The following is a 23,545-nucleotide window of genomic DNA, read 5'->3' on the forward strand; positions in this document are numbered from 1 at the left end:
CCCGGCAGCGTCACTCCGGGTGACCGGTGCGGCATCACCCGGCCGGGGTGAGTTCCCCGCTCCCGCGCGGGAGGACGCTGCCGCCAGGACACGACCGAGGAGGCGCGATGACCGCGAACACCAGCCCGCGACGCGGGACCGTCCACTCACTCGCCAGCGCGGCAGGCTCGTCCGGGGCCGTCATGGCGATCGGCGTCGGGACCATCGCCGCCGGCGCGGTGGTCCTCGCCTGGCCGGAAGCCACGCTGAAGGTCATCGCCGTGGTCTTCGGGATCTCCGCGATCGTCGACGGCGTCGTCCGGCTCGTCTCGGCGGTGTCCGCCGGGGACCGGTCCGCGGCGCAGCGCACGCTGCCCGTGCTGGCCGGCGTGCTGTCGATCCTGGTGGGCATCGTCTTCGTGCGGTACCCGTTCCCGACGCTGGCGGCGCTGACGCTGCTGCTCGGGATGTTCTGGGTGGTCGCGGGCCTGGTCCAGATCGTGCACGGGCTGGCGGAACGGGAGACCGGCAGCGCCTGGCGGGTCGCCAGCGGAGCGCTCGCGCTGGTCACCGGCATCCTCGTGCTCGCCTACACCTCGGCGAGCCTGGTCGTGCTGGTCTGGATCCTCGGGCTGCAACTGGTGCTGGGCGGCGCGCTGCTCTTCGGCTGGGGCTTGGAGGTGCGCCGCGAGGAGCACGGCACGATGCCGCGCCACGGTCACCGCTCAGCCGAGGCCTAGCTCCCGCGCCGCGACCACGGCCGCCCGCCGGTTGTTCACGCCCAGCTTGGCGTAGATGGCCCGCACGTGGGTCTTCACCGTGTTCACCGACACCCGCAGTTCCGAGGCCACCTCGTCGAGGGGCTGCGGTGAGGTCAGGCGGGTCAGCACGACCAGTTCCCGGTTCGTCAGCACCGCCGCGGTCGCCGCGCCGTCCTCGGTCAGGACCCGCCGGAGCCGCGCGGCGAAGGTCTCGGCCGCGCCGAACCCGCCCATCTGGTCCAGCAGCAGCACTTTCACGTCCGGGTCGGCGTAGGCGAACGGGCGGACGATCCCGGCCGGCACGGCGGAGACGAGCGCCTCCTCGAGAGCTCCCCTGGCCTTGGTGCGGCAGCCGAGCCGCAGAGCCGTCGCGGCGTCGAGCAGCGCCAGTTCGGTGTCCGTGCCTGCGGCCAGCCGGGGCATGCCCGGCTCCCGCGAAGCCCGCAGGGCGCGGACGGATCCGTCCACGTCGCCGCGCGCGAACCGGGCTCGCGCCACGGTGAGGTGCACCTCGGCCGCGTGGCCGAGCCGCCGCGCGCCCCACTCGGCGGCGTCGCGGGCGTGCGGGGCCTGCGCCAGGACGAGCGCGCACTGGTGCTCCAGGGCCATCGCCATCGCGGCCAGCGGTCGCGGCACCGGCGCGTCGGCGAGGGCGCTCCGGCTGTCCTGCAGCAGTTTCAGGCCGGCCGTGCGGTCGCCGCCGTCGAACCGGGCGGCGCCTTCGATGACCCCGCCCGCGAAGCGCAGCGCGCTCGGCTCGGCACCGTCCAGGCCGGCCGCGAGATCCAGGGCGCCACGCAGATCGGTCCGCAGCAACCGGGCGAAGCCGAGGATCGCGCGGCACACCGCGAGCCACGGAGAGCGCTTCCAGGTGCCCTGCCCGGCGAGGGTGAGGGCGAGCTCGCTCGCCTCCGCGGCCGCGACGTCGTCGCCCGCGGCCACCGCCAGCAGGGCGTGCGCCGCCTTCGTGTGCACTTCCAGGTAGTGCAGGTCCTGCTCGTCGCTGAGCCGGTCGGCGGCCGCGAGCTCGCCGGCCGCGCCGCCGTGGTCGCCCGCCGCGAGGAGTGCGACACCGTGGTCCAGCCGTGCCCACGCCTCCGCCGCGGCCGACCGGCACACCCCGGCGCCGCCGGGCGCCGGGACCCGGCCGCAGGCCAGCCCGTGCGCGGACACCACGAGCCGCCGGAACGCGACGAGCCGGTCGTCCGGCCGCTCGGGCCACACCCGGCAGCTGCGCGCGATGTCCGACTCGGCCGCGGACAGCTCGCCGAGCTCGAGGTGGGCCAGCGCGGCGAAAAGCAGGAGCCGGGCGTCCCGCGCGACGATGCTCCCCGCGGCGTCCAGCGCGCGCAGCACGAGCCCGGGCCCGCCGTCGAGCAGCACGTCCATCCCCTTCGCGTGCAACAGTTCGGCGGCAGCGCCCTCGTCGCCGGTCTGCTCGGCGTGCAACAGCGCCTCCCGGGGCCGGTCCTGGCCGGCGAACCACCGCGCGGCCCGCTGGTGCAGCATGGTGACCAGGTCCGGCTGGTGCCGCGCGAGCTCGGTCCGCAGATAGGCCCGCAGCAGGGGGTGCAGCTGGTACCACGGCGGCTCGCCCTCGACCGCGGTGACCAGCACGCCCTCCCGTTCGAGCCCGGCCAGCAGACCGCCGACGTCGTCGCGCCCGGTCAGCGCCGCGGCCAGTCGCGGCGTCACCCGGTCGCTCACGCTCAGCATGGCCAGGATCTCCCGCGCGTCTCCGGGCAGGTGCGCGAGCACCTCGCCGGTGAGGAAGTCGGCCATGGCGTGGTCGTGGCCGGCGAAGTACGGCACGAACCGGTCCGGGTCCTGGGTGGTGCGCAGCGAACGCGCGGCCAGGCGCAGCCCGGCGGCCCAGCCGTCGGTCTGGCTCACCAGGCGCAGCAACTGGTCTTCGGGGAGCCGGACACCGCAACCGTCGAGCAGCGCACGCGCCTCGGCCGGCCCGAACCGCAACGCGTCCGCGCGGAACTCCGTCAGGCGGCCCTGCACGCGCAGCTTCGCCAGCGGCAGCAGCGGATCCGACCGCGCGGCCAGCACCAGGCGGAGGTTGCGGGGCTGGTGCCGGATCACCGCGGCCAGCACCCGCAGGACGTCCCGGCCGGGGATCTCCTGGACGTTGTCCAGCACCACGACGAGCCTGCCGGGCAGCGCCTCGATCGCCTGGAGCAGTTCGGCGACCGTCACCGCGGCGTCGCCGGGCGGCGCGGACCGGTGGCGCAGCGCGGGTTCCGCCGTCGCGGGCGCGTGCTCGGCGATCGCGAACCGCAGCGACGTCAGGAAGTGCTGCGCGGTGTCGTCGTCGTGGTCGAGCGAAACCCACACCGCCTCCCGTGCCAGTGTGGACATCCATTCGGCCAGCAGCAACGTCTTCCCGCACCCCGCGGGCGCGCAGACGAGCGTGACCGGGCTGGTGGCCACCGCGTGGGCGAGTTTTTCGCACAACCCCGGGCGATGCACGAAATTTCCCGGCAACCGCGGTGGCACGACCTTCGTGTGCGGGACACCCCACCGCCGCCCGCCGGCGGGATTCGCCGCCTTCTCCTCCATGACTAAGGAAACTATGGGCGGACCGCGAGGCCGGGTAGGGCCAAGGGTCCTCACAGGACGGGTCCTCGTTCCCCTGGTTCCGCGCCGTGCACGTCGAGCAGCCCGCGCGCGATCGCCACCGCGACGGCGTCCCGCCGCCGGTGCACGCCCAGTTTCGCGTAGATCCCGCGCACGTGCGTCTTCACCGTGTTGGGCGACACGGTCAGGTCCTGGGCGATCTCCTCGACGGACCGCAACGTGGGCAGCAGCCGCAGCACGCTGCGCTCCCGTTCGGTGAGCGGCTCGGGCATCGCGCTGCCGCCCAGGCTCCGCCTGCGTTCCAGGAGTTTCGCGGCGAAGGCCTCCCGCCCGCCGAGCCTGCCGAGCAGTCCGATCAGCACGGAGATCACCTCCTCCGGCGCGAACACGAAGGGCCGCCAGACGTCGAGGCGTTCCGCATCGGCCAGCGCCTCGGCCACCAGCCGCCGTGCGGCGTCGAGGTCGCCGTGGTGCAGCACGATCCGGGTGCGGAGCAGGCGCGCCTCGATGCCCGACCACGGCAGCACGGCCGTGACGCTGCCGTCGACGACGGGCTGCAGGGCCTTGGCCGCGGGCCCGTGCCTGCCCAGCGCGATCTGCGCGCGCGCCCGCATCAGCAGGAGCTCGGCGGTCCGCCCGATCTCGTTCAGGCACCAGCCCACCACTTCCCTGGCGTGGTCGGCCGCGCCGGCCAGCAGGGCCGCCCGGTGCTCGAGCACAGCCGAGACCGCGGCGTACTCCGGCTGCAGCGTGCGGCCGCCGAGCCCGAGCCGCACCCGGCGCATCCGCCGCAGGCCGCCCTGCCAGTCGCCGGTGTCGAACTGCGCGGCGCCGCCGAGCATCTCCGCGGCCACCAGCAGGTTCCCCCCGATCCGCGCGGCCACGCCGTCGACCGCGCGGGTGGTCTGCATGACGAGCCGCACGCACTCCTCGGGTTCCGCCCGCAGCAGGGCGCGGTAAGCGCGGACCACACCGGTGGTCGCGCTTTCGATCGTGCCCCGGGCGCTCGCCCCCACGGAGTCGAGACGTTCGCCGATCCGGTCCACGGCCGGGAAATCCCCGTCCAGGACGGCGAGTTCGCCGAGCATCGTCAGCGCGCGGACCTCGACGTGGCGCTGGCCGGTCGCCCCGGCCCGGCTCGCGACCGCGCCGACGTGGTCGCGCGCGCCGCGGCGCTCGCCGGTCAGCAGCACCTCCGTTTCGCGCTGCAGCCCGGCCAGGGTCTCCAGATCCGTGCCGCGGGCGAGTTCCGGGTCCACCTCGCGCGCGGCGCTCGCCATTTCGGCCAGGTCGCCGTCCAGCTGGGCCCGGCGGGACCGGGCGAGCTGCCGGAGCACCACGAGTTCCGGCTGCGGCTCCGCGGGCCACGCGTCCTCGGCGTGGCGCAGGTGCAGCTCCGCCGTGCCGGTCTCACCGGCCTCGAGGCTGAGCGCCGCCGCGAGCAGCGCCAGCCTCGGCTCCCGCGCCACCGGCGTTTCGCCGAGGACCCCGAGCGCCTCCCGCAGCACGGTGTGCTCACCGGCGAGGAACAGCGGCACCGCGTCGGTCCGCAGCAGGGCGGCCGTGCGGGCGGGGTCGGGGGCGCGGGCGGAGTGCAGCAGCGCCTGCGCGGCGTCGCCCCGGCCCTCGAACCACGCCGCCGCGAGCCGGTGCTGGCCCGCCAGCCGGTCCGGGTCGCGCCGCGCGAGATCGGCGAGCAGGTAGGTGCGCAGCAGCGGCAGGATCCGGTAACCGTCCTCCGCGCCCGTTTCCCGCACGACGACACCGGCCCCGGCGAGGTCGTGCAGCACGGCCGCGGCGTCGGACCGGCCGGCCAGCGCGGCGGCCAGCGCGGGTGAGGTGTCCGCGCACACGCTGATCAGCCGCAGGAACTCCCGCACGCCCTCGTCGAACCCGGCCAGCACCTCCTGGTCCAGGTACTCCTCCAGCGCCCGGTCGTGCCCGGCGAAGAACTCGTCGAGACCGCCCTCGCGCACGGCCGCGGCGGCGGCCAGCCGCAGCGCGACCGCCCAGCCCTCGGCCTCCTCGTCCAGCCTGCCGAGAACCGCCGCAGGCACGTCACCGCCGCTGACGGCGAACAACGACCGCATCTCGGCCGACGTGAACCGCAGGTCGTCGGGGCCGATCTCGAAGAGCTGGTCCGACAGCCGCAGGCGGGCCAGCGGCAGCGGGGGTTCGCGACGCCCGGACAGCACCAGCCGCAGGCCGGCCGGCTGGTGCCGCACCAGTGCGTCCAGCGCGGTCCGCTGCCCCGCGCCGACGAGCGCCTCCACGTCGTCCAGGATCAGCAGCGCCTGCCGGGGCAGGTCGTCCAGCGCGTCGAGGACCTCGGCGAGGAAACCCGGGTCGGCGCCGGGGTCCCGGGGCACGCTCAACGTGCGCAACGGGCTGCCGGGCGGGACTCCCGGTCCGGCGGCGAAGGCGTCGAGGACCGCCGACCAGAACCGGTGGTCGTCGCGGTCGTCCGGATCGAGCGACACCATCGCCGCCGGGCCGGCCCCGTAGCCGCGCGCCCATTCGGCGAGCAGCAGGGTCTTGCCCGCGCCCGCCGGCGCGCGGACGACGGTGACCGGAGCGGTGGCGCGGTCGAGCAGGGCCAGCAACCGGGGACGGGATACGAAGTGCGCGGGAAGATCGGGCGCGGTGATCTTGCTCCTCGGCACGCGCCCGCGTTCCTCCCCGCTCCCCGGGTCCTGCATCACACTCCCTCTCGCCGGTTCCCAGTGTGGGCATCCAGCGCGGCCCTTTCCAGCGGCCAGTCGCATCTCACCCAGGGCAGGCGAGGAAAGCGGCCCGCCCGGCACGGAGTGTGGCGCTGCCGGGCCGCGGCCGGATGCCGTCGCCCCACCTGCTCGAGGAGGCGGAGTCGTGCCGGAGATGAACTACGAGTTCCGTGTCCACGGGCGGTGCTCACCGCAGCTGCGGCAGGCGGTGGGCGAGTTCAGCGAGGTGCGCGTCGTCCCCGCTCCGCCGGAGACCATCATCTACGGCGCGGTCTCCGACCAGGCGCACCTGCACGGGTTGCTGTTGCTGCTGGAGGACTTCGGCCTGCAGATCGTGTCGGTGCACCGGATCCCCGAGCTGCCCAGAACGGAGGCCGGTGATGACTGACACCTCGAGCCGCGCCACGCCGCTGACCGACGGCGAGCGCGCGGAACTGGACCGGTTGCGGGCGGAAGTCGCCGCGCTGCGGGAGCGCCCGCCGCGACGGCGGATCCGCTGGCGTTCGCTGGGCGCGGGCGTGATCCTGACGCTGGGGTGCCTGCTGATGCCGGTCGCCCTGCTGACCGTCTGGGTGCACAACCAGGTGGCCAACACCGACCGCTTCGTCGAAACGACCAGCCCCATCATCCGGGAACCGTCGGTGCAGACCGCGATCACCGACCGGGTCACCGCGACCGTGTTCGAGTACGTCAACGTGCCCGAGCTGACCTCCGACGCGCTCGGTGTGCTCAGCGCCCAGGGCGTCCCGCCCGCGGTCACCGACCGGTTGCAGGGGCTCGCCGGGCCGCTGGAGTCGAGCCTGCGCGGGTTCGTGCACGACCGGGTCGCGGGCATCGTGTCCGGCCCCCGGGTCGCCGAACTGTGGGACCGCTCGCTGCGCACGGCCAGCGAGCAGATGAACGCGGTGCTGTCCGGCCAGAGCGAGGCGGTGGTGGTGTCCGACGGCCAGGTGCGGCTGGACCTCGCGCCGTTCATCACCGAGGCCAAGAACCAGCTGGTGCAGTCCGGGTTCGGCGTGGCGAGCCGGATTCCCGACGTCCACCCGACGATCGCGATCACCGACGCCACCACCCTGGAACGGGCGAAGAACGGCTACTCGCTGCTGGACAAGGCGGCCACCTGGCTGCCGTGGGTCGCGCTCGCGCTGATCGCCCTGGGCGTCTACGTCGCCCGGCACCACCGGCGCGCCCTGATCGGCGCGGGCCTGGGCGTGTCGCTGGGGATGCTGGTGATCGCCGCGGCGCTGCTGATCACCCGCGGTGTGCTGGTCGGCGCCGTGCCGCCGCGCGCGACCGTGGCCGCCGGGGTCTCCTACGACCTGATCGTCCGGTTCCTGCGCGACGGCCTGCGGCTGGTGTTCGCCATCGGCCTGGTGGTCGCGCTGGGCGCGTTCCTGGCCGGACCGTCGGCCACGGCCGTGGGCGTCCGCCGGGGCGCGGTGAAGGCGATCGGCTGGCTGCGCCGCGGCGGGGCCAAGGCCGGGTTGCGCACCGGCCCGGTCGGCCCGTGGGTGCACGCGCACCTCACCGCGCTCCGGTTCGGCCTGCTCGGCGTCGCCGTGCTGGTCTTCGTGTCGCTGAGCAGCCCCAGCGGGCTCACCGTGCTGGTGATCGCGCTGGTGCTGGTGTTCGCCCTCGGCGTGCTGCAGTTCCTGGACCAGCCCCGGCCCGCCGACGACGGGCCACCGTCGGCAGACGGCGGGCAGCGGCCCGCCGCGACGGTGTGATCAGCGGCTCGGCGTGCTCGCCTGGCACAGGGTGACGGCCTCGCGCAGGGCCGCGAGCGCGTCGTTCGCCGCGGCCCGCACCTGCGGCAGGTCCGGCGGCTGCGCCGTCAGCGCGGACTGCAGGCGCCCCAGCGCGGCCTTCGCCTCGTCCAGGCGGGCGGCGGTGTCCGCCCCGACCACCGTGCGCACGACCTCGACCGAGGCCACCAGCTCCTGGGCAGCCACGTGCACCTGTTCGCCGGTCGCCTGTCCGTTGGCGAACTGCGTGACCGTGTCGACGAGCGCCTGCCCGGTGGACACGAGAGCGGCGCATTCGGGACGGCTCGTGGGGGTCGCCGAGGCGGTCGTGCCGGCAGCGGTGGTCGTGGCCGGTTGCGAGCCGGACGAGCCGCTGTCCCCACCGCAGGCCGAGGCGAACAGGAGGGCCGCGGCGCCCAGTGCCAGCCCCGCGGACCGCACGCGAGCATCCACCGCGATCGCCTCCCCTCGTCCGGAAACCCCGCCACGATGACTACGCCGGGCTGTCCCCGGCGTCACTCGTTCCGGGTGAGACCGGCCGGAGCCGCGGGTTCCAGTCGTAGACGACCGACGTGCCCAGCAGGAGGTCCTGCAGCGACCGGCGGCGGCCGCCTGCCACCACCCACAGCAGGCCGACCGGGACGAACACGCACGCGACCGCCCGCGCCAGCGCCCGCACGGGGCGGGGCGGGCGGCCGCGGCGGTCCACCACGCGCAACGCGAGCAGCTGGTCGCCGAAGCTGCGGCCGGTCGCGCTCCAGCACACGGCGAGGTAGAGCACCGCGGCCCCGGTGGCCACGGCGACCGTCACGAGCCGGGTCGGCGCGGGGAAGGTGAACCGCACCGGGTCGAGCGAGTAGTCCAGCGCCGCCCACCCGAGGTAGAGGCCGGCGAGCACCAGTGCCAGCACCACGCAGTCCAGGACCGCGGCGAGGGTGCGGCTGACCAGTCCGGCCGGCCTGCCCTGGTGGGCACGCGCGGGTGCGGGCAGCGCGGCGAACCAGGCCGCGCCGGGCCCGCCGTCAGGTGGCGGCGTCATGCCCGGCCGGCAGCGGCCGCCGCCGTGCGGCGAAGATCCGCCCCGCCCATCGGGCCACCGCGTCGTCCGCGGCCATCGCCTGGATCCGCGCGTCGCGCACCGACTCGTTCGCGACCGACCCGGTCGAGGTGCGGATGATCTCCGGCAGGTCGATCTCCTCGATCACGCCGCGCACGATCCCGGCCAGATCCAGTTCGTCGAGCACGGTCACCACCACGGCGGGTGCGACCCGGCGGAACAGGCGCACGCCGTGCGCGACGGCCTCCTGCCGCCGCCGCTGCCCGTCCTCGGCCAGCTCGCGCAGCGGGGGCGGCCAGTTCTCCGTCCGCACGACCGGCGCGAGCACGGGCCGCACGGGCGCGAGGGCCGTGCGCGCCAGCCGCCGCAGCGCGGTGACGGCCAGTGCGCCGCCGCCGAGCACCAGATCCGCGGCGGCCGGACCAGGCCGTGGGCCCTCCGCTGCCACCATGCGGGGATCATGCCGCGGCCCGCGCGCGCCGACCTCACCCGTCCCGGGTGGTGATGCGCCCCTCGTCGATCGCCGCGCGCAGCGCGCCGTGGTCCCGCTCGTTCTGGTCGGCGGCCGCGACGGCGAAGTCGCGCACCGCGTGGTCGAAGACGGGCGAGGACCCCAGGTAGGCGGCGATCGCCACGCAGTCGCCGGACCGCGCGTGCGCCCTGGCCAGCGTCCAGCCGCACAACCGCGCGTAGGCGGCGAGCCCCTCCGGCCGCATGACCGACACGTCCGCCGAGCCCTTCCAGTCCCGCAGCTGGCGCAGGTAGAAGTCCCGGGTGCGGTCGTCGAACCCGCGCACCCGCACCCAGCCGAGGAAGATGTTGCTCACGGTCTGCATCAGGCGCTGGCCGACGACGACGCGCTGCCCGGCGTTGCCGAACCGGCTCGGCCCGGCGAACCGTTCCAGCACCGATTCGCCCGCCTCCTTGGCCTGCAGGAACAGCGGGTCGTGTTCGTCGTTGCCGAGCAGCAGGATCATCCAGCAGCGGGTGCCGACGCTGCCGACGCCCACGACCTTGAGCGCCATGTCCGCGACCGAGTACCGGTCCAGCAGCGCGCGCCGTTCCGGCTCCAGCGAGCGCCGGTACGCCTGCACGATCTCGTCCAGCCGTTCCGCCGTCTCGGCCGGATCCACCCCGCCGCCCGTGACGCGGTCCAGCGGGATGATCCGCGGCTCGTCCGGGACGATCCGCATCCGCCCGCCGTCGGCCGCGGCGAAGCGCCGCAACGAGCCGGTGTGGTCGGCGCTGCGGGCCTTGGCGACGGTCCGGTCCAGGCGGCGGCGCCGCCCGGCCGTCAGTTCGCCGGCGTACACCTCGCGCACGGTCTCGACGTCGGCGTGGGCGTACCAGACCTCCAGCGCGGTGCTCGCGGCGAACTCGCGCAGCGCGCGCCGGTACTCGCCGACCGCCGCGAGCACGGCGGTCGTCCGCTGCCTGCCGGTGTGGCCGTTGTCCCGCCCGGCGACCTCGACGCTCGCCGCCAGCCGCTTGACGTCCCACTCCCACGGCCCGGGCAGCGTTTCGTCGAAGTCGTTGATGTCGAAGACCAGGCGCCGTTCCGGCGAGGCGTAGAGACCGAAGTTCATCAGGTGGGCGTCGCCGCAGGCCTGGACGGTGAACCCGGTGACCGGGGTGCCTGCCAGGTCGGCGGCCATCGGCAGCGCGGCGCCGCGGAAGTAGGTGAACGGCGTGACCGCCATCCGCCCGTAGCGGATGGGCACCAGCTCGGGCACGCGGGAGGCGTCCTGGCCGGCGAGCAGTTCCAGCGGCCCGGGCCCGTCGCGGGTCCAGGCGGCGTGACCGGACCGCGGAACCCGGGTCCGCGCGGCCTTTCCCCGTTCGGCCCGCTCGGCGCGGGTCAGGCCGGCGCCGTCCACGGCGGCCAGTGGCGTCGTCGTGCGTGTCGTCGTGCGTGTCATCCGGGCACGGTCCGCGCCGCCGCCGCCGGACGCCTCCTCCGGGCCGGGTGAGGCCGGTCCCCGGCCCCACGGGGACAGTGGTGGCCCTGCTACGGGAGGCGGTGTGTGGCGATGACCGGGCATGCGGTTCGCTCCCCCGCGGCGCGGCGCTGGTTCGCGCTCGCCGCTCTGCTCGCGGGCGCCGCGGCGCTCGCCGTCACGGTCCTGGTGCTGCTGCGGGACCCGCTCGAACTCGTGCTCGCGGCGGTGCTCGTGGGGATCGCCGTGGCGGCCGCCTGGGCGGCGCTGGTGCGGCGGGGACCGCGGCGCGTCCTGGCCACCGCGGTCGCGCTGCTCGCGCTGGCCGCGACGGTGGCGCTCCCGGACCTGCGCGCCTACCTGTGGTTCCTGGTGGTGGTCGTGCTGGTCGCACTGTCCGGGGCCGCGACACGGGCCGCACTCGGGCACCCCCCGTCCACCGACGGCACGCCCGTCGGCCCCGCCCGGCACGGGGTGCTGATCCTGAACCCCCGGTCGGGCGGCGGGAAGGCGGCCCGGTTCGGGCTGGCGGAGCGGGCCCGCGCGCTCGGCGTGGAGCCGATCGAGCTGCGCCCCGGCGACGACCTGCGGTCACTGGCCGAACAGGCGGCCGCCGGCGGCGCGGACGTGCTCGGCATGGCGGGCGGCGACGGGTCGCAGGCGCTGGTCGCCGACGTGGCCAGGCAGCACGGCCTGGCGTTCGTCTGCGTCCCGGCGGGCACCCGCAACCACCTCGCGCTCGACCTGGGGCTGGACCGGGAGGACGTGCCCGCGGCGCTGGCCGCGTTCGGCGACGCGCTGGAACGCCGCATCGACCTCGCCGAGCTCAACGGACGGGTGTTCGTCAACAACGTCTCGCTCGGCGTCTACGCCTCGGTCGTCCAGTCGCCCGACTACCGCGACGCGAAGGCGGCGACGGTCGCCCGGCAGCTACCCGGCCTGCTCGGCCCGGACGCGCCGCGGCCCGACCTCAGGTTCGGCCTGCCGGACGGGACCCGCAGCGAGTCGGCCGACGTCGTGCTGGTGTCCAACGGCCCCTACCGGCTGGAGCACCTGAGCGGGTTCGGCACGCGGGAACGCCTGGACCGCGGATCGCTCGGCGTCGTCACCGTGACGGTCGACCGGGCCGCCGAGGTCCCGCGGCTGGTCTCGGCCGAGATGGCGGGCCGGATCTCCCGGTTCCCCGGGTACCGGTCGTGGTCGGCGCCGGAGTTCGTGGTCGAGTCGGGGCTGCCCGCGGTCGAGGCGGGCGTCGACGGTGAGGCGGTGCGGCTGGCGCCGCCGCTGCGGTTCCGGATCCTGCCGGGCGCGCTCCGGGTGCGGGTGCCGCGCGACGCGCCCGGAGCGTCCCCGGCGGCGATGCTGCCACCGGGGACGCGGGCCGTGGTCGTGGCCCTGGTCCGGGTGCTGGCCGGCCGGACCACCTGACGGTCACACCCGCTGCGTCTCCTCCGACTCGGCGAAGGCCTCACGCAGCCGGGTCTCCTGCTCGGCGGAGAGGTTGGTGGTGATCAGGGTCGCGCCGGTCTCCTTGAACGGCTCGAGCACCCGGTCGGCCACCACCTCGCTGGTGACGACGAACAGCGCCGACGTCCCCGGCGTCACCTGGCGCTGCACCTCGCGGATGAAGTCCTCGTCGATGCCGCCGTGCCGCATCGACCCGGCCAGCGCGCCCATCGCGGCGCCCACCGCCATGCCCAGCAACGGGATGAAGAAGATCAGCCCGAACAGGAAGCCCCAGAAACTGCCGCCGAGCGCGCCCGCACCGGTCAGCTTGCCCAGTTCCTTGGTCTTCGGCCTCTTCCGCCCCTCGGGCCAGCTGACGTACGCCGCGTCCTGGATCCTGATCAGCTGTTCCTTCTGCAGCCTGGTCAGCAGGCCGAGTGCGTTCTCGGCCCCCTGCGGCGACTCGAACTTCCACACGCTCAACGTGCCCATTCCGTCCTCCTGTTCACCCGGTTCGGGTTTCGACGCCGGGGACTGTGCGCGGCACGCGGCCCGGTGCCATCACCCGCGGGGAATGAGGCGTCCGCGCGGGCGGCGGTGCACCGTGGAACGTCCGGACCCCGGCTTCCGCGGGAGGCGACATGACCGACAGCTACACCTCATCCACCCCACCCCGGACGGCGACCGGCTGGACCGGATGGGTCTCCTTCGGCGGGATCATGCTGGTCCTGCTCGGCCTGTTCCACGCGGTGGAGGGCCTGGTCGCCGTCTTCGACGAGGACTACTTCGCGGTGCCCTCGTCGGGCCTCGTCGTCGAGGTCTCCTACGACGTGTGGGGCTGGGTGCACTTCGGGCTCGGGGTCACCGCCGTCGTCATCGGCTGCGGCGTCCTCGCCGGCAACCGGGTCGCCCAGTACCTCGGCGCGATACTGGCCGGCGCGAGCGCGATCATCCACCTCGCCTTCGTGCCCGCGTACCCGGTGTGGTCGCTCATCGTCATCACGCTCGACGTCTTCGTGATCTACGCGCTCGTCGCGCATGGGCGGGAGATGCGGCTCACCGACTGATCCGCTCAAGCAGGAGGAACAAATGACACAGCAGCATGCGCAGCCCCACGTCGAGCCCCTGGGCGGCACCCGTCCCCCGGAGCAGGCGCCGGCGCCGTACGAGTCACGCTCGGCCTGGCTGGGCTGGGTGTGGTTCGGCGGCGCGATGATGGTGCTGCTCGGGATCTTCAACGTCATCGAGGGACTGGTCGCGCTGTTCAACGACGAGTACTACCTCGTCGGGGCCGCGGGCACGCTGGTGTTCGACCTGACCGGCTGGGGCTGGGTACACCTGATCATCGGGGTGCTCGCCGTCGCCGCGGGCATCGGGCTGTTCACCGGCGCCGCGTGGGCCCGCGTCACGGCGGTCGTCCTGGCCACGGTGAACGCGGTCGCCCAGCTGACGTTCCTGTCGGCCTACCCGGTGTGGGCCACGCTCGTGATCGCGCTCGACGTGGTGGTCATCTGGGCGGTGGTCGTCCACGGCAGCGAGGCGCGACGGTCCCAGCGGTGACGTCCGCGGCCAGTGCGGTGGCGGGGATCCGCGCCCGCCGCCGTGCGGCTGCCTGCCCGGCGACAGTTCTGGAGGAGCCGTGACCGTCCGCCACGCCTCCCGGACCGCCGCGAACCCCAGCCTGTGGCGGCAGGGGTAACTCGTCGCCAAGCACGGCCTGTTCGGCGCCGCTCTGCCGCGGTGCGCTGTGCATGGCCGCAACGGCGTCCTCGTGCAGGCGGAGTCGATCACCGCCGCGGGGGAAGCCGACGCCGCGATCACGACGACCAGGAGCGCGCCCCGGAGACCCGGACGAACGTCACATCCGCACCCTACGCGAAGGTAACCTACGCTCCCGTAACCTGACGGGATGGCAGAGCTCGTGTACCCGCCCGTCGTCCTGTTCGCCAAGACCATGTTCCGGGTCCTGGACCTGAAGCTGCGGGTCGAGGGCAGCGAGCACGTGCCCGGGCGCGGTGGCGCGGTCATCGCCTGCAACCACGTCTCCTACCTGGACTTCGTCTTCTGCGGGCTGGGCGCGCAGCCGGCCAAGCGGCTGGTGCGGTTCATGGCCAAGAAGGAGGTCTTCGACCACCGGATCTCCGGCCCGCTGATGCGCGGGATGGGCCACATCCCGGTCGACCGCAAGGCCGGCCGCGGCGCCTACGACGAGGCGGTCGCCCGGCTGCGCGCCGGCGAGGTCGTCGGCGTCTTCCCGGAGGCCACGATCAGCCCGTCGTTCACCGTCGAGGACGTCAAGTCGGGCGCGGCGCGGATGGCGGCGCAGGCCGGGGTGCCGCTGATTCCGATGGCGGTGTGGGGCTCGCAGCGCCTGTGGACGAAGGGCAGGCCGCGGAACCTGACGCAGCGGCATGTGCCCGTCTCGATCCTCCTGGGCGAGCCGCTGCGCCCTGGCCCGGACGAGGACGCCGACGCGGTCACCGGCGAGCTGCGCGAGCGGATGAGCCTGCTGCTCGACAAGGCGCAGGCGGAGTACCCGGACAAGCCCGCGGGCCCCGGGGACCTGTGGTGGCTGCCCGCCCACCTCGGCGGCACCGCGCCCGCGCCCTGAGTCAGACGTCGATCAGCGCGGTGGCCAGCCACCGGCCGTCACTGGCCGGCTCGCAGCGCAGCCCCGTCGCGGAGACGCGTTTGGGGAGCGCGCCGCGCGGCAGGACCGCGCCCGCGTCGACCGTCGCGCACTCCACCGACAGCCCGGTGGCCGTGGGGACGACCGTGACGGACACCGGGATGCGGTTCAGCACGCGGATGCAGTCGATCGCCCTGGTGAGCAGGGCGCGGAGCAGGTCGGTGTCGCTGCCGCCGGACACGCTGAACCGCACGTCGGAGGACGGCCGCGGCACCCGGCCCAGGAAGCTGCGGACCATCGCCTCCACGGCCTCGGCCAGGCAGGCCTCGCGGCAGGCGGCCCACGCCCGGATCCGCAGATCCGCGGCGTGGACCGGACGGCGACCGTCCCGGTCGGCCAGTGCCCGCGAGCCCACCCGGTCCACGCTGCACCCGCCCCCGGGCCGGCGCACCACCCGCCGGGGATGAACCGTGGTCAACCGGGCACGAGGCGGACGTCCACGGTGATCTCGACGTGACGGCCGATCACGAACCGCGGGACGCGCATCCGCAGCGGGGCCCGGTCGAGGACGCCGGTCGCGATCAGATGCGGAGCCTCCGGGCGGTCGTCCGGGGCGGGCTGGACTGCCAGCGTGACCGGGCAGGTGGTGCCCCGGAGCTCGAGCGCGCCGTCGACGCGCCCGGCGTCGGCGGCGGTGCCGCGGAACCGCAGCACCGGCCGGGCCGCGCTGTCGAGCAGGCCCGGTTTGCGCAGGTCGGCGTCCCGTTTCGGGTGGCCGGTGTCCAGGCCCGCGAGGTCGAGCTCGGCCCGCACGTCCGTGCCCTGCACCGAGCCGCCCCGCACCGGGATGGTGCCGGTGACCCGCTTGAACCCGAGGTCCCGGACGGTGAACCGCGCGGAAGTGGCCGCGGCGACGACGGTCCAGTTCCCGCTGCGCACGGCGGTCATCGGGGATCACCCACCGGCGTGGGCAGGTTCGCCTGGAGCACACGGTGCAGGTCGACGCGGTCCGGGCCGGGGAGCAGGGCCTCGTCCTCCCCCGGCAACAGCTCGCTCGTCATCACGGCTCGCTGCACCGCCTCGATCGTCTCGACGCTGTCCGCGAAGCCCAGCACCAGGCACGCGTTGTCCTCCCCCACCAGCGCGTAGCAGTTGCCGGCCCCGCGCAGCTCGCGGACGGCGGGCCAGATCCGGTCGCGCCCCGCGCGCGCCCCGGCGTCGGCGACCTCCTGCCTGCGCGGCCCGGCGAACCAGGTGGCCTGCGCGAACCGCGGCTCTCCCGGCGCGGCGCCGGTGAACGCGACCTGGTAGACGGCCGAACCGCCGCAGGCCGCGGCGCTGTCGCGGTCCGGCCAGAAAGTGATCTCGGCGCCGGCCGCGCCTGCGATCTCGGCGAGCACGCACCCGCCAAGAGAGCCGGGCCGGGACGTGCCCCAGTCCTCGCCTCCGTCGCGGAACGAGCGCCGGAACTGGTGAACGGTGGCGTACATCGGGTTCTCCTTCCCCGTTGTGGTGACCGCACGACTGTCCGCCCGCCGGCGGGGCCGCCACATCAGTGCCGGCACGGATGCGCGGCACTGAATCGCGTCACGGAGACGGCCGCGCGGGCGATACTCCTGGCGTGGGCACCGAGCCGTTCGTGGGGCGCGCCGCAGCGCGGGGCGAGGTCGCACGCCTGCTCGGCGACGCCGCCGCGGGCGCCGGCGGCCTGCTGCTCGTCGCGGGCCCGGCCGGGATCGGCAAGACCCGGCTCTGCGAGGAAGCCACCGGGGGCGGCCCGGCGCCGGTGCGGTGGGGCAGGTGCGTCGACGATCCGGGTGCGCCGCCGCTGTGGCCGTGGCGCCGCGTCCTGGCGGGACTGGACGTGCCGGAACCGGACCACGCGGGCGACCTCGCCGCCGCACGGTTCCGCTTCGCCGCGGCCGCCACCGACGCGCTGGTGGCCGCCGCCGAGCCGGACGGCCTGGTGCTCGTCCTGGAAGACCTGCACTGGGCGGACGAAACGTCGCTGCGGCTGCTGCGGCACCTGGCCGGCGAGCTGCACCGGTCCCGGCTCGCCGTCCTCGCGACCTACCGGGACACCGAGCCGGGGCGTCTCGACGCGGCGCTGCCGGATCTCCTCTCCCGTCCGGGAGCGCACGGCGTCACCCTGCCGCCGCTGTCCGAAGCGGAGGTGCGGGAGTTCCTGGCGCACCACGGTTCCGGCCTCGACGCCCGGCACGCGTTGCGGCGCTCCGGCGGCAACCCGCTGTACCTGCGGGCGATCGCGCGGTCCGGCGACGGCGTGCCGCTCGGGCACCTGGTGCGCACGACGGTCGCGGCGCTGCCGGCGCAGGCGCGGGAACTGCTGGAGATCGCCGCCGTGCTCGGCGAGGAGGTCGACAGCGCCGTCCTCGCCGAAGTGTCCGGAGTGGACGATGTGGCTCGCGTGCTCGATCCCGCGGTGCGGGCGGCGGTGCTGGTGCCGGTCGGCCCCGGGCTGCGCCGTTTCGCGCACGCCGTCGTGCGGGACGCGATCTACGCCGGCCTCGAACCCAGCGTCCGCGAGTCCCTGCACGGCCGCGCCGCGCGGGCGCTGGAAGACCGGGCGCGGCGGGATCCGGCGCTGGCCGGGTTGGTCGCCGGGCACTGGCTGCGGTCCGCCGCCGACGCATCCGCCCTGTCGCGCGCGGCGGACTGGGCCCGGCGAGCGGCCGCGGAGGCGACGCGGTCGCTCGCCTTCGCCGAAGCGGCCCGGTTCCTGGGATTCGCGCACGACGCGCTGCGCCGGGCGGGCGAGGTGTCCCGCCTGCCCGGGCTGCTGATCGAGCTCGCCACCGCCGAGTACCGCGCGGGCCGCTTCCGGCAGGCCTACGAGCACGCCAGGGAGGCCGCGCGGGGCCGCCCCGACCTCGCGGCCGCGGCGGCACTGGTGGTGCGGGACATCGCCGCCCCGGATCTGGTGCCCGGCCTCGCCGAGTTGGCCACGGCCGCGCTCGGGGTGGTGCACGAACCCGCGCTGCGATCCCGGCTGCTGGCGCAGTCCGCGTCACTGGCGGCCGAGGCCGGGAGCACCGCGGAGGCCACCCGGCTCGCCGCCGACGCGCTCGCGCTCGCCGAGTCCAGTGGTGACCCGGAAGCGCTCGTGGACGCGGTGCGGGCGCGGTTCAAGGTGTGGCCGATCGAGCTGCCGCTGCCGGAACGGCTCCGGCTCGCCACACTGGCGATCGACCTCGCCGCCCGCACCGGCCAGCCGCTGCTGGCGTTGTGGGGGCACAAGTGGCGGCTGGACGCGGCCTTCGAGGTCGGCACGATGACCGCCGTCGACGTCGAACTGGCCGCGATCTCCGAGCTGGCGCGCGCCACCCGGCTCCCCCTGGTGCGCTGGCACGAGCTGCGGCTGCGCGCGTCGGTGCTGGCCTACCGCGGATCGTTCGCCGAGGCGCGGCAGCTGGACGAGCTGGCCACCGAAGTCGCCACCGCCGACCTCGCCGAGGACGGAACCACGGCCGGGCTGTCGTTCGCGTTCCGCCAGCAGCTGGCCATCGTCACCGGCGACCCGGGTGAGGTCCCCGACGCCGCCGACGCGGTGCTGGAGCAGACCCCGGCGCTCGCGATCGCCGTGGTCTCGGGCCCGGTCGTCGCGCTCGCACGCGGGCAGCGGGCGGAAGCGGCCGCCCGGTACGAGTCGGTCCGGCCGAAAGTGGACACCGCGTTCCTCGCCCAGAACCCCGCGACCGCGTTCCAGCTGCTGTTGCTCGCGGACGAGTTCGGCGACCGCGAGGTCGCCGCGCTGGTGGCCGATCACCTCGCCACACTGCCGCCGATGGTCTCCGGCGGCGCCGGGGTGTTCTGCTCGGACACGTTCGTGGCGTGGCGGGCGCGTGCCGCGGCGCTGCTGGGGCGGGACGACGACGCGCGGCGCTGGTTCGCCGAGGCCATCACGATCGACACCCGCACCGGCGCGCGCCCGTACGTCGTGCTGAACCGGCTCGCGCTGGCCGAGCTGACCGGCGACGAACCGCTCGCGCGGGACGCGCTGGCGGAAGCACGGCGCTTGCGGATGCCCGGCGCCGTCCGGCGCGCGTCGGAGCTGCTGGACCGGCTGCGGGCGGCTGATCCGCTGACCGCGCGAGAACGGGAGATCGCCGGCCTGCTGGCCGCGGCGCTGTCCAACCGGGCCATCGCCGAGCGGCTGGTGCTCTCGGAGCGGACCGTGGAGAGCCACGTGCGCAGCATCCTGAACAAGCTGGACCTGGCCAACCGCACGCAGATCGCGGAGTGGGCGCGGACGGCGGGCGTCGGCTGACTGCCCGGCGGACCGGTCACGTCCGGTCCGCCAGGCGGGTGGTCAGGCCTTCCGGCGGGCGCGGACCACGAACACCAGCGCCGCGCCGCCGAGGACCAGCGCCGCGCCGAGGGCGATCAGCCAGCCGCCGTCGAAACCGGTGTAGGCCAGGTCCTCGGCGTTCTGCGTGGTGGCCTTCGGGCCGCCGCTGGTGGTCGCGACGGCGCCGCCGGCCGCGGAGCTGCTGCTGGTGCCCACGCTGGACTGCGACGTCGTGCTCACCACGGTCGAGGAGGTGGCCGAGGACGCGGTCGTGGTGGTGGTCTCCGTCCCCGTCGTGCTGGTCGCGGTCGTGGTGGTGGTGGTCGTCTTCTCGGTGCCGCAGACGAACCAGTGGCTCAGCTGCGGGATGTTGTCGTTCTGACCGGTCACCGGGGCGCGCAGGTCCGTCCACGGCGGACTGTCCGGCAGGCCGAGCTTGCCGGGCTCGTAGACGTTGTAGGCGTTGCCGCCCTTGACGACGATGCCGGTCACCGTGATGTCCGGGGAGACGGTGAGGATGTCGAGGTACTGGTCGTCCTCGAGCTTGCCGCGCGTGTAGGTGTAGTCGTCCGGCGAAGTGAGGATCGAGCCGGCGAGCTTGGCATCGGCGCAGGTGCTGGCATTGCCCTCGTGCCGCGTGGCGCGGGGGTCTTCGGCGGCCGCGTGGGCCGTCACGGTGCCGAGAACGAAACCGGTGGCCAGCAGGGCCCCGGCGACGGCCGCACGCAGCGACCGGCGTCCGATGAACGTCATCGTGGGAACTCCAGGGAGGTCGGGGATTCCGCGCGCCGGTGCCCGGCGCGACGAGCAGGCGCACGCTACCCCGGATGGCGGAACCTGATCACGCCGGAATGCGCACGGTGACCGTTTCGAGTCCGTTCGGTGCCCGTTCCGAAGTAGAACACCGGTAAACGCGAGTGTGTTTCAACCACGGTGTAGAGCAGTGGTGGGTGATTCTTTGACTGAACGCCGCGAAACGACTTCCACCGGCGGTGCGATTCCTCCACCGTGGATCCGGGGGAAACCGTGCTGTGGACCGGCGAGGCGGGTCCGGTGCCGCCCTGGTACCGCCGCCGGAACGCCGTCATCGCAGTCTGCGTCTACGCGACACTGGCGGCCGTGATCGTCGGGCCGTCGATCCTGGTGTCCGGTTGGAACGGTCTGCTCAACGCGGCGGTACTGGCGCTGCTGAGCGTCCTCACCCGGCCGCTGTGGGCGCGGTGGTCGCTGACCCTCGGCCACTACACGGTGACCTCGCGGCGGATCATCGTCGAGCGGCGGGTCAACGGTTTCCGGGTGCGGCGCAGTGAACTGCTCACCGACCTCACCACGCCCAAGCTCCTGGAGGACGGCTCGATCGCCTTCGGCGACCCGCGCGAGCAGGAGAACCCCGGGCACCGCGCCAGCGGCCTGCTCGTCCCGCCGCTGGTGCTGCACAAGGTGCCCGACGCAGAGCACGTCCTCGACCTCATCCGCCAGGCACAGCGGGACGCCCGGGGCTAGGACGCACGGCGAACCCGCCCGATCCGTCGACCTCCACTTCGTACAGTTCGTGTCGCGAACAGGCCCATCTCCGGCACGCGACGGGCGCGGAAAGCATTGCGCCGAAGGATCGCGGTCCGGCGGGAACCAAGAACGTCGTCTTGCCGGCCGGCACGGCGAGCCGGGTCAGCGCGGCGCCTCCCGGCGGTGCAGCGCCGACACCGCGGCCGTCAGCAGCTCCCCCGGTCGCGGCAGGCGCCCGACCGCCCGGCTGAACGCGCTGCCCCGGAAGACCCGTCCGGGCTCGCTGCCGTGCACGCTCCCGGTCTCCGCCACCGGACTGTCCACATTGTCCACGCCGTTGTCCGGTCGCTCGTTGCGGAACGCCCGGGCTCCCAGCCGCCGCACCGAGAGGACCGCGTCGGTGAACGCGGGTGACAGCCGCTGGCCCAGGAAGAACGCCAGCGCCGCCCCGCCGACCGGGATCTCCCGCCGCGGGTGCTCCGCGGCGAACACGACACTGTCGGCCACGCTTTCCGGCGCGTACACCGGCGGCGGCGGCTTCGGCAGGGCGCCCATCTTGCTGCGCGAGTGCTCGAAGAACGGGGTGTCGACCCCAGCGGGCAGGATCGTGGACACCGCGATCAGGTCGCCGCGCTGGGCCAGTTCCATCCGCAGGCAGTCGTAGAACCCGCGCAGCGCGAACTTGCTCGCCGTGTACGGCGCGTGCAGCGGCACCGCGCGGACGCCCTCCACCGAGGCGATCCCGACGACGACCCCGCCACCGGCCCGCCGCAACGCGGGCAGCGCCGCTTTCGCGCCGTGCACGTGGCCCAGGAAGTTCACCCGCATCACGCGCTCGAACTCCGCGTCGCTGATCTCCTCGACGTACCCGAACACGGCCACCGCCGCGGCGTTCACCCAGGTTTCGATCCGCCCGAACTCGCGCTCGGCCTCGTCGGCCAGCCGCCGGACCGCGGCCGGGTCGGCGACGTCGGCCGACACCGCCATGGCCTGGCCACCGCCGTCGCGGATCCCCCGCACCAGCGACTCCAGCGCCTCCGCACCGCGCGCCGCGCACACCACCCGCGCGCCCCGCGCCGCGAAGGCGAGCGCGCTCGCCCGCCCGATCCCGCTGGAGGCCCCCGCGATGACGACCACCTGCTCGGACACCGGTTTCGGCATGGCTTCTCCTTCCGTCCCCGGGGCGGTACCCGCTCGGCCGGGGCGGCAACCGAACGCCACCGGCGCGCGTCGAAGCCGTGACGGCGACGAGGAGGACCGGCATGACGACGAGCACGCGGAGCCGCTGGACCGGCTGGTGGTACCTGCCGGTGACGATCCTGTCGCTCGGCCTCCTGGCGTGGGTGCCGTTCGTGCACGCCGCCGTGCGGTTGCGCCGGCCGCGGATCCACCTGTGGGCGGTCCTGTACTTCGCGCTGATGGTGTTCGTGCTGGTCGTCCTGCCGCCCTACACCGAGACACCGACCCCGGCCGAGGACGCCCGCGCGAACATCGGTGTCGCGGTGATCCTGGCGGTCGCCGGCGTGGCTTCGGTGCAGCAGTTCTTCCTGCGGCGCACCCGCACGGCACCGCCTCCCGCGGAGGACCCGGCGGTGGCCCGGGTGAAGGCGGCCCGCGAACGCCGCGGGCAGGCCCGCGAGCTCGCGGCGAACGATCCGGCGATGGCGCGCGAGCTGCGCATCGGACGGCCCGACCTGCCCCGCGACTACGACGACGGCGGCCTGGTCGACCTCAACGCCGCCCCGGCCTCGGCGATCGCCCAGACCTGCGCCCTCGACCCCGCGGTCGCGCAGCAGATCGTCGACGCCCGCGCCGGCGCCCGCTTCTCGGCCGTCGACGACGTCTTCGCCCTCACCGAGCTGCCGCTGGACACGTGGGACGCGATCCGGGAACGGGGCATCGTCATCTGAGCTACCAGGTGCGCGCCTCGCGAAGGAGGAGGTCGCGCACGCGCTCGACCGCGGGATTCACTTCGGCGCCGGGCCGCTGCGCCAGGAACACCGTGTTGAACGGCGCCTCCTCCGGCTCGTGCAGCTGGACGAGGGCGCCGGCCGCGAGCTCGGCGGCACACAGGTACCGCGGCAACACGCTGTACCCGGCGCCGGCGGCCACCGCGGCCACCACCCCGCGCAGGTCGGGCATGGTCACCGCCGCCTCGGCGGTCAGCCGCTTGCCGAACACGTCCCGCCAGTACCGGCGCGCGATCGGCAGGTCCTCGGCGTAGGTCACCAGCGGCAGGCCCGCCACCGCGCCGCACGGGTCGTCACCGGCCCGCGCGGCCCACGACGGCGCGGCGACGAGCACGTAGTCCTCGTCCATCAGCGGGTACGCCACCAGCGCACGGCCGCGGGGACGTCGGGTCGAGATCACCAGGTCGTGGTGCCCGGCGCGCAACTGCTCCAGCAGCGGATCGGTCAGCCCGGTCGCCACCCGCAGCCGCACGCCCCCGGCGACCAGCGGCGCGAGCGCGGGCATCACACGCACGCAGAGCAGCTCGGCCGGGCCGGCCAGGTACACCGGCTCCGGCGGTCCGGAGTGGACGGCGGCCGTCGTGGCGACGGCGGCCAGCGCGTCGACCGGCCCCGCGACCCGGCCCGCCAGCTCGTGCGCCAGATGGGTGGGTTCGGCGCCGCGCGGGAGGCGGGTGAACAAGGCGCGGCCCAGCTGCTGCTCGAGGGTGCGCACCTGCGCGGTCACCGTCGGCTGGGACAGGCCCAGCAGGGGCGCGGCCGCGGTGAACGAGCCCGACCGGTAGACGGCGAGGAAGGTGCGCAGCAGGTTCAGGTCCACACCGGCCAAGGTATCGGAAAACCGATCGCACCAATTGCCCTTTCTATTCGATTTCCGATGGCTTCCCGCCTACCGTC

23 protein-coding genes are annotated in these 23,545 nt (G+C 74.8%); 10 read left to right on the plus strand and 13 right to left on the minus strand.

The features are described 5' to 3' along the window. Positions 1-107: 107 nt before the first annotated feature. The gene (locus ACCP09_RS37845; protein ID WP_433753777.1) at positions 108-719 is read left to right on the plus strand and encodes an HdeD family acid-resistance protein; all 612 of its coding nucleotides are present in this window, start codon (positions 108-110) and stop codon (positions 717-719) included. Here ACCP09_RS37845 and ACCP09_RS37850 read toward each other — a convergent pair. Further along, positions 705-3,308 (minus strand): LuxR C-terminal-related transcriptional regulator, encoded by a 2,604-nt coding sequence (locus ACCP09_RS37850; RefSeq protein ID WP_433753779.1) that lies wholly within the window; start codon positions 3,306-3,308, stop codon positions 705-707. The two genes, ACCP09_RS37845 and ACCP09_RS37850, sit on opposite strands and share 15 nt — an antisense overlap. Positions 3,309-3,358: 50 nt before the next feature. Beyond that, positions 3,359-6,025, minus strand: a complete 2,667-nt coding sequence (locus ACCP09_RS37855; RefSeq protein WP_433753781.1) for a LuxR C-terminal-related transcriptional regulator — start codon at positions 6,023-6,025, stop codon at positions 3,359-3,361. Between the two features lie 178 nt (positions 6,026-6,203). Between ACCP09_RS37855 and ACCP09_RS37860 the strand changes: the two genes are divergently transcribed. Both ACCP09_RS37860 and ACCP09_RS37865 read left to right on the plus strand, forming a co-directional pair. Further along, positions 6,204-6,437 (plus strand): hypothetical protein, encoded by a 234-nt coding sequence (locus ACCP09_RS37860; RefSeq protein WP_037323454.1) that lies wholly within the window; start codon positions 6,204-6,206, stop codon positions 6,435-6,437. Beyond that, positions 6,430-7,776 carry a hypothetical protein gene (locus ACCP09_RS37865; RefSeq protein WP_433753783.1) on the plus strand — a complete coding sequence of 449 codons (1,347 nt, stop codon included), beginning with the start codon at positions 6,430-6,432 and terminating at the stop codon, positions 7,774-7,776. Before ACCP09_RS37860 ends, ACCP09_RS37865 begins: the two co-directional genes overlap by 8 nt. Here ACCP09_RS37865 and ACCP09_RS37870 read toward each other — a convergent pair whose 3' ends face one another. From ACCP09_RS37870 to ACCP09_RS37885, 4 genes are read right to left on the minus strand one after another with little or no spacing between them, the layout of a single operon-like run. After that, positions 7,777-8,247: a hypothetical protein gene (locus ACCP09_RS37870; RefSeq protein WP_433753785.1), complete on the minus strand. Its 471-nt coding sequence runs from the start codon at positions 8,245-8,247 to the stop codon at positions 7,777-7,779. It lies immediately after the preceding gene. Between the two features lie 40 nt (positions 8,248-8,287). Then, the gene (locus tag ACCP09_RS37875) at positions 8,288-8,833 is read right to left on the minus strand and encodes an RDD family protein (RefSeq protein ID WP_123686664.1); all 546 of its coding nucleotides are present in this window, start codon (positions 8,831-8,833) and stop codon (positions 8,288-8,290) included. Then, complete coding sequence (locus tag ACCP09_RS37880) at positions 8,817-9,302, minus strand: hypothetical protein (RefSeq protein ID WP_431904426.1); 486 nt, start codon at positions 9,300-9,302, stop codon at positions 8,817-8,819. Before ACCP09_RS37880 ends, ACCP09_RS37875 begins: the two co-directional genes overlap by 17 nt. 34 nt (positions 9,303-9,336) lie before the next feature. After that, positions 9,337-10,770, minus strand: coding sequence for a DUF2252 domain-containing protein (locus ACCP09_RS37885; protein ID WP_433753788.1), 1,434 nt, complete (start codon positions 10,768-10,770; stop codon positions 9,337-9,339). A gap of 111 nt (positions 10,771-10,881) precedes the next feature. Between ACCP09_RS37885 and ACCP09_RS37890 the strand changes: the two genes are divergently transcribed. Continuing rightward, positions 10,882-12,216 (plus strand): diacylglycerol/lipid kinase family protein, encoded by a 1,335-nt coding sequence (locus ACCP09_RS37890; RefSeq protein WP_378363562.1) that lies wholly within the window; start codon positions 10,882-10,884, stop codon positions 12,214-12,216. 3 nt (positions 12,217-12,219) lie between these two features. Here the strand turns inward: ACCP09_RS37890 and ACCP09_RS37895 are convergent, their stop codons facing one another. Further along, entirely contained in the window at positions 12,220-12,726 is a 507-nt protein-coding gene (locus tag ACCP09_RS37895) for a DUF1269 domain-containing protein (protein ID WP_027929584.1), read from the minus strand. A 149-nt stretch (positions 12,727-12,875) separates the two neighbouring features. On the opposite strand from ACCP09_RS37895, the gene ACCP09_RS37900 reads away from it, so the two are divergent. From ACCP09_RS37900 to ACCP09_RS37910, 3 genes are all read left to right on the plus strand, one after another. Then, on the plus strand, positions 12,876-13,301 hold the full coding sequence (locus tag ACCP09_RS37900) for a DUF7144 family membrane protein (RefSeq protein ID WP_123686660.1): 426 nt from the start codon (positions 12,876-12,878) through the stop codon (positions 13,299-13,301). A 22-nt stretch (positions 13,302-13,323) separates the two neighbouring features. Beyond that, positions 13,324-13,794, plus strand: a complete 471-nt coding sequence (locus tag ACCP09_RS37905; protein WP_123686659.1) for a DUF7144 family membrane protein — start codon at positions 13,324-13,326, stop codon at positions 13,792-13,794. Between the two features lie 349 nt (positions 13,795-14,143). Next, positions 14,144-14,845, plus strand: a complete 702-nt coding sequence (locus tag ACCP09_RS37910; RefSeq protein ID WP_433753791.1) for a lysophospholipid acyltransferase family protein — start codon at positions 14,144-14,146, stop codon at positions 14,843-14,845. Position 14,846: 1 nt separating this feature from the next. Here ACCP09_RS37910 and ACCP09_RS37915 read toward each other — a convergent pair whose 3' ends face one another. The 3 genes from ACCP09_RS37915 to ACCP09_RS37925 are packed head-to-tail and all read right to left on the minus strand — an operon-like array spanning position 14,847 to position 16,353. Next, positions 14,847-15,278, minus strand: coding sequence for an archease (locus tag ACCP09_RS37915; protein ID WP_228684598.1), 432 nt, complete (start codon positions 15,276-15,278; stop codon positions 14,847-14,849). A 59-nt stretch (positions 15,279-15,337) separates the two neighbouring features. After that, entirely contained in the window at positions 15,338-15,811 is a 474-nt protein-coding gene (locus tag ACCP09_RS37920) for a YceI family protein (protein ID WP_378363560.1), read from the minus strand. After that, positions 15,808-16,353: a hypothetical protein gene (locus tag ACCP09_RS37925; protein WP_433753794.1), complete on the minus strand. Its 546-nt coding sequence runs from the start codon at positions 16,351-16,353 to the stop codon at positions 15,808-15,810. Before ACCP09_RS37925 ends, ACCP09_RS37920 begins: the two co-directional genes overlap by 4 nt. Before the next feature lie 131 nt (positions 16,354-16,484). Here ACCP09_RS37925 and ACCP09_RS37930 point away from each other — a divergent pair, with 131 nt between their 5' ends. Beyond that, positions 16,485-19,151 carry an AAA family ATPase gene (locus ACCP09_RS37930; protein ID WP_433753796.1) on the plus strand — a complete coding sequence of 889 codons (2,667 nt, stop codon included), beginning with the start codon at positions 16,485-16,487 and terminating at the stop codon, positions 19,149-19,151. 42 nt (positions 19,152-19,193) lie between these two features. Here the strand turns inward: ACCP09_RS37930 and ACCP09_RS37935 are convergent, their stop codons facing one another. Beyond that, complete coding sequence (locus ACCP09_RS37935; protein WP_433753798.1) at positions 19,194-19,925, minus strand: hypothetical protein; 732 nt, start codon at positions 19,923-19,925, stop codon at positions 19,194-19,196. Between the two features lie 255 nt (positions 19,926-20,180). Here ACCP09_RS37935 and ACCP09_RS37940 point away from each other — a divergent pair, with 255 nt between their 5' ends. Further along, positions 20,181-20,675 carry a hypothetical protein gene (locus ACCP09_RS37940; RefSeq protein WP_433753800.1) on the plus strand — a complete coding sequence of 165 codons (495 nt, stop codon included), beginning with the start codon at positions 20,181-20,183 and terminating at the stop codon, positions 20,673-20,675. A 165-nt stretch (positions 20,676-20,840) separates the two neighbouring features. Here ACCP09_RS37940 and ACCP09_RS37945 read toward each other — a convergent pair whose 3' ends face one another. Continuing rightward, the gene (locus ACCP09_RS37945) at positions 20,841-21,839 is read right to left on the minus strand and encodes an SDR family oxidoreductase (protein WP_433753802.1); all 999 of its coding nucleotides are present in this window, start codon (positions 21,837-21,839) and stop codon (positions 20,841-20,843) included. Positions 21,840-21,940: 101 nt separating this feature from the next. On the opposite strand from ACCP09_RS37945, the gene ACCP09_RS37950 reads away from it, so the two are divergent. Beyond that, the gene (locus tag ACCP09_RS37950; protein ID WP_433753804.1) at positions 21,941-22,588 is read left to right on the plus strand and encodes a ComEA family DNA-binding protein; all 648 of its coding nucleotides are present in this window, start codon (positions 21,941-21,943) and stop codon (positions 22,586-22,588) included. Between the two features lies 1 nt (position 22,589). Here ACCP09_RS37950 and ACCP09_RS37955 read toward each other — a convergent pair whose 3' ends face one another. After that, positions 22,590-23,468: a LysR family transcriptional regulator gene (locus ACCP09_RS37955; RefSeq protein ID WP_123686651.1), complete on the minus strand. Its 879-nt coding sequence runs from the start codon at positions 23,466-23,468 to the stop codon at positions 22,590-22,592. Positions 23,469-23,545 lie beyond the last annotated feature (77 nt).

It is taken from the genome of Amycolatopsis sp. 3B14 (assembly GCF_050958625.1).
GTDB classification, from domain to species: Bacteria; Actinomycetota; Actinomycetes; order Mycobacteriales; family Pseudonocardiaceae; genus Amycolatopsis_E; species Amycolatopsis_E thermoflava.

What these genes read in the sequence shown, in the direction of transcription:
- ACCP09_RS37845 (WP_433753777.1), top strand. Translation starts at nt 108, where the DNA reads ATGACCGCGAACACCAGCCCGCGACGCGGGACCGTCCACTCACTCGCC.
- ACCP09_RS37850 (WP_433753779.1), bottom strand. Translation starts at nt 3,308, where the DNA reads ATGGAGGAGAAGGCGGCGAATCCCGCCGGCGGGCGGCGGTGGGGTGTC.
- ACCP09_RS37855 (WP_433753781.1), bottom strand. Translation starts at nt 6,025, where the DNA reads ATGCAGGACCCGGGGAGCGGGGAGGAACGCGGGCGCGTGCCGAGGAGC.
- ACCP09_RS37860 (WP_037323454.1), top strand. Translation starts at nt 6,204, where the DNA reads ATGAACTACGAGTTCCGTGTCCACGGGCGGTGCTCACCGCAGCTGCGG.
- ACCP09_RS37865 (WP_433753783.1), top strand. Translation starts at nt 6,430, where the DNA reads ATGACTGACACCTCGAGCCGCGCCACGCCGCTGACCGACGGCGAGCGC.
- ACCP09_RS37875 (WP_123686664.1), bottom strand. Translation starts at nt 8,833, where the DNA reads ATGACGCCGCCACCTGACGGCGGGCCCGGCGCGGCCTGGTTCGCCGCG.
- ACCP09_RS37880 (WP_431904426.1), bottom strand. Translation starts at nt 9,302, where the DNA reads ATGGTGGCAGCGGAGGGCCCACGGCCTGGTCCGGCCGCCGCGGATCTG.
- ACCP09_RS37885 (WP_433753788.1), bottom strand. Translation starts at nt 10,770, where the DNA reads ATGACACGCACGACGACACGCACGACGACGCCACTGGCCGCCGTGGAC.
- ACCP09_RS37890 (WP_378363562.1), top strand. Translation starts at nt 10,882, where the DNA reads ATGACCGGGCATGCGGTTCGCTCCCCCGCGGCGCGGCGCTGGTTCGCG.
- ACCP09_RS37895 (WP_027929584.1), bottom strand. Translation starts at nt 12,726, where the DNA reads ATGGGCACGTTGAGCGTGTGGAAGTTCGAGTCGCCGCAGGGGGCCGAG.
- ACCP09_RS37900 (WP_123686660.1), top strand. Translation starts at nt 12,876, where the DNA reads ATGACCGACAGCTACACCTCATCCACCCCACCCCGGACGGCGACCGGC.
- ACCP09_RS37905 (WP_123686659.1), top strand. Translation starts at nt 13,324, where the DNA reads ATGACACAGCAGCATGCGCAGCCCCACGTCGAGCCCCTGGGCGGCACC.
- ACCP09_RS37910 (WP_433753791.1), top strand. Translation starts at nt 14,144, where the DNA reads ATGGCAGAGCTCGTGTACCCGCCCGTCGTCCTGTTCGCCAAGACCATG.
- ACCP09_RS37920 (WP_378363560.1), bottom strand. Translation starts at nt 15,811, where the DNA reads ATGACCGCCGTGCGCAGCGGGAACTGGACCGTCGTCGCCGCGGCCACT.
- ACCP09_RS37925 (WP_433753794.1), bottom strand. Translation starts at nt 16,353, where the DNA reads ATGTACGCCACCGTTCACCAGTTCCGGCGCTCGTTCCGCGACGGAGGC.
- ACCP09_RS37935 (WP_433753798.1), bottom strand. Translation starts at nt 19,925, where the DNA reads ATGACGTTCATCGGACGCCGGTCGCTGCGTGCGGCCGTCGCCGGGGCC.
- ACCP09_RS37945 (WP_433753802.1), bottom strand. Translation starts at nt 21,839, where the DNA reads ATGCCGAAACCGGTGTCCGAGCAGGTGGTCGTCATCGCGGGGGCCTCC.
- ACCP09_RS37950 (WP_433753804.1), top strand. Translation starts at nt 21,941, where the DNA reads ATGACGACGAGCACGCGGAGCCGCTGGACCGGCTGGTGGTACCTGCCG.